General features: G+C 59.2%; 4 protein-coding genes. All 4 read left to right on the forward strand.

All coding sequences use genetic code 11. The annotated features are described in order from the left end of the window. Window positions 1–1,656 (forward strand): efflux RND transporter permease subunit (locus VIH17_10380; GenBank protein ID HEY4683640.1); only part of this gene is annotated, 1,656 nt, incomplete at its 5' end. 15 nt (window positions 1,657–1,671) lie between these two features. Next, window positions 1,672–2,013: a P-II family nitrogen regulator gene (locus tag VIH17_10385; GenBank protein HEY4683641.1), complete on the forward strand. Its 342-nt coding sequence runs from the start codon at window positions 1,672–1,674 to the stop codon at window positions 2,011–2,013. Window positions 2,014–2,037: 24 nt separating this feature from the next. Continuing rightward, complete coding sequence (locus VIH17_10390) at window positions 2,038–2,424, forward strand: DUF302 domain-containing protein (GenBank protein HEY4683642.1); 387 nt, start codon at window positions 2,038–2,040, stop codon at window positions 2,422–2,424. 121 nt (window positions 2,425–2,545) lie between these two features. After that, the coding region (locus VIH17_10395; GenBank protein HEY4683643.1) for a hypothetical protein at window positions 2,546–3,304 on the forward strand (759 nt) is incomplete at its 3' end.

Here is a 3,304-nt window from a genome sequence, read left to right on the forward strand (position 1 = left end):
CTGGTGGCCTCTCTCATCCTCGCCGTCACGCTGATGCCGGTGCTGGCTTCTCTTTTTCTGCGCGAGGCGAAACACGACGAACCCTGGCTCCTCCGAAAGATTCGCGCCGCCTACAATCCCGCGCTGGATTGGGCGATGCGCCGTCCGCGAATCGTGGCCTCCTCCGCCCTGGCGATCTTTGCCCTCAGCGGAGCCGTGTTTTATTTCATGGGCGCTGAGTTCATTCCGCGACTGGATGAGGGCGACATCACCATCCAAGCCTGGCGGCTGCCGAGTATTTCCCTCCAGGAATCCATCAATTCCACCTCCCAAGTCGAGCAGGTTCTGCGGCGCTTTCCGGAGGTGAAGACCGTCGTATCTCGAACCGGAAGTCCTGAGGTGGCAACGGATGTGATGGGCATCGAGCTTTCTGACATCTTCGTTATCCTGAAGCCGCGCTCCGAGTGGCAAACGGCAAGTACCAAGGAAGAACTCATCGCCAAGATGAACGAAGCCCTCCAGAAGGAAGTACCCGGAGCGGGGTTCGGCTTCACGCAACCCATCGAGATGCGTTTCAACGAGTTGATCGCCGGCGTGCGCTCCGATGTAGGCGTGCGTATATTCGGGGACAATCTCGAAACGCTTGCGCAGAAGGGGAACGAGGTTGCGCAGGCGCTCAGCACCGTTCGCGGCGCTGCCGATGTGCGCGTGGAGCAGACTGCGGGACTTCCCATGATCCGGATCACGATTGACCGGGAGCGGCTGGCGCGCTACGGGCTCAATGCCGCCGATGTGCTCGACACCGTGCAAGCCACCCGTGTGGGCAAGGTGGTGGGGACCATTTTCGAAGGGCAGCGGCGCTTCGACTTGGTTGTCCGCTTGCCGGAGGAGGTTCTGGGCAATCCGGACGTCATCGCCACGCTTCCCGTCGCGAATGACAAGGGCCGCTTCGTGCCACTCGCGCAGGTGGCTGACGTGCGGCTGGATACGGGCCCCTCGCAAGTCAGCCGCAAGAACGTACAGCGGCGGATCGTGGTGGAATCCAACGTTCGCGGCCGTGACTTGGCAAGCTTTGTGGCGGAGGCACAGAAAAAGGTCAGCCAAGCTGTTCGCCTTCCCGCCGGGTATTACATCGAGTGGGGTGGGCAGTTCGAGCAGCTCCAGGAGGCCCGCCAGCGGCTTGCCGTGGTCGTCCCCCTGACTCTGCTGGCGATTCTCCTCATCTTGTACATGGCATTTGGCGCGCTTCGTCCGGCACTGCTGATCTTCCTCAACGTCCCGCTCGCAGCGACAGGTGGGATTTTCGCTCTTGCATTGCGCGGGTTGCCCTTCAGCATTTCGGCGGCAGTGGGGTTCATTGCTCTTTTTGGGGTCGCCGTGCTGAACGGCGTGGTTCTCGTTTCCTACATCACTCAGCTTCGGCAGGAAGGCCGCTCGATCGAGGAAGCGGTGGTGGAAGGGGCAAAAACGCGTCTCCGGCCCGTCTTGATGACGGCGATGGTCGCGAGCTTCGGCTTCGTCCCGATGGCCATGTCAACTTCCATGGGTGCGGAGGTTCAACGACCACTCGCCACCGTGGTGATCGGCGGTCTGGTCACCTCCACGCTGCTGACCTTGCTCGTGCTTCCCACAATTTACCGCTGGTTCGAAGGAAAGCGCCGCGAAGTGGAGATCTAAGAGGAGGCGACATCTATGAAAGAGATCAAAGCCATTATCCAGCCATTCGTGGCGGACAAGGTTATCTCATCGCTCCGGGAAATGACGGACTTGCCCGGCGTCACCGTTTCCCAAGTCAAGGGATTCGGTCGCGGGAGGGCGCTAGGTCGCCCTGATTCGCCTGAGGAAGCGGAAATCTTCGGCGTCAAGAAGATCAAGCTGGAAATCGTGGTGCCCGACGATCTGGTTGAGAAGGTCGTCCAATTGATCGCCAAGCACGCGCACACCGGCAACCCCGGCGACGGGAAAATCTTTGTCTCAACGGTGGACGATGTGGTCAAGATTCGGACGGGCGAGCGAGGTGAGAAGGCGATCTAGCCGAAAGCAAGAAGGAGAACTGTCATGAACTCATTTGAGCGAACAGTGACAACCGACAAGTCGTTTGACGAAGCAGTGTCTAGGGTCGAACGCAAAGCAGCAGAAAAGGGCTTTCGGGTTCTGCACACCCATGATGTCGCGGCGACCCTGGCCGAAAAGGGCTTTCCACGCGAGCCTCTGAAAATCATCGAAATCTGCAATGCCAAGTATGCGAGCCAGGTGCTGAATAAAGATGTCAAACTCTCCTTGATGCTTCCTTGCCCCATCAGCGTCTACATCGAAAAGGGCAAGACGAACATCAGCACGCTGCTTCCAACCTCCATCGCACAGTTTTTCCCTCAAGCCGGTATTGAGGGGCTGGCGTCGGAGGTGGAAAAGATCGTGCTCCAAATCATCGAAGAGGCACGCTGAGGAGATCGGGCATGGTGGATGACGTCGCAAAGATTCGCACCCGCGAGCACACGGTGGAAGCGTCATAGGGTTGGATGGAAGGGTGGACGGGATGCAAAGCTTCGAGTTCAGAATTCGAGGAATGGATTGCGCTGAGGAAGTGGACGTTCTGAAGCGCGAAATCGCTCCGCTCGTCGGCGGCGTTGAAAATCTGGCCTTTGACCTTTTGAAATGCAAGATGACCCTACTGAAGCCGCCGAGCGGATTGACCGAGCAAGCTGTAATCCAGGCGGTCGAGCGCACGGGGATGCGTGCCGAGCTGTGGCGCGAGTTGGACGAAAAGTCGGCGGAAAAAACCCTTTGGCGGAAGCGCGGCAGGACAATCCTTTCGGGGTGCAGCGGGGTTCTCACCGCAATAGGCTTTGCTGTCCATGCTGCGCTCGCTGGGGGAATCGCCGCAGCCCTGGGCTCGGAAGGCATGGGAATTGCGCACGGGGTTCCCTGGCTCACGAGAGTTCTGTACTTCCTCGCAATCGTAAGCGGCGGGTGGTACGTGGCACCCAAAGCTTGGTTTGCGCTCAAACGGTTGCGTCCGGACATGAACCTGCTGATGACTATTGCTGTCGCGGGAGCAATTAGCATCGGCGAATGGTTTGAGGCCGCGACCGTTTCCTTTCTCTTTGGACTATCGCTCGCGCTTGAATCCTGGAGTGTGGGCCGCGCCCGGCGTGCTGTCGAGGCGCTGCTTAGCCTTTCGCCGACGCAGGTTCGGCTGCTCCGCGAAGACAATCGTGAAGAGGTGATTGCCGCAGAAGAAGTCCCCGTGGGTTCACGTTTTATCGTCAAACCCGGTGAACGGCTGCCGTTGGATGGCTTGGTACTCGAAGGCGCGAGTCAGGTA

The sequence above is a fragment of the Candidatus Acidiferrales bacterium genome, assembly GCA_036514995.1.
Lineage (GTDB): Bacteria > Acidobacteriota > Terriglobia > Acidiferrales > DATBWB01 > DATBWB01.

What these genes read in the sequence shown, in the direction of transcription:
- VIH17_10385 (HEY4683641.1), top strand. Translation starts at nt 1,672, where the DNA reads ATGAAAGAGATCAAAGCCATTATCCAGCCATTCGTGGCGGACAAGGTT.
- VIH17_10390 (HEY4683642.1), top strand. Translation starts at nt 2,038, where the DNA reads ATGAACTCATTTGAGCGAACAGTGACAACCGACAAGTCGTTTGACGAA.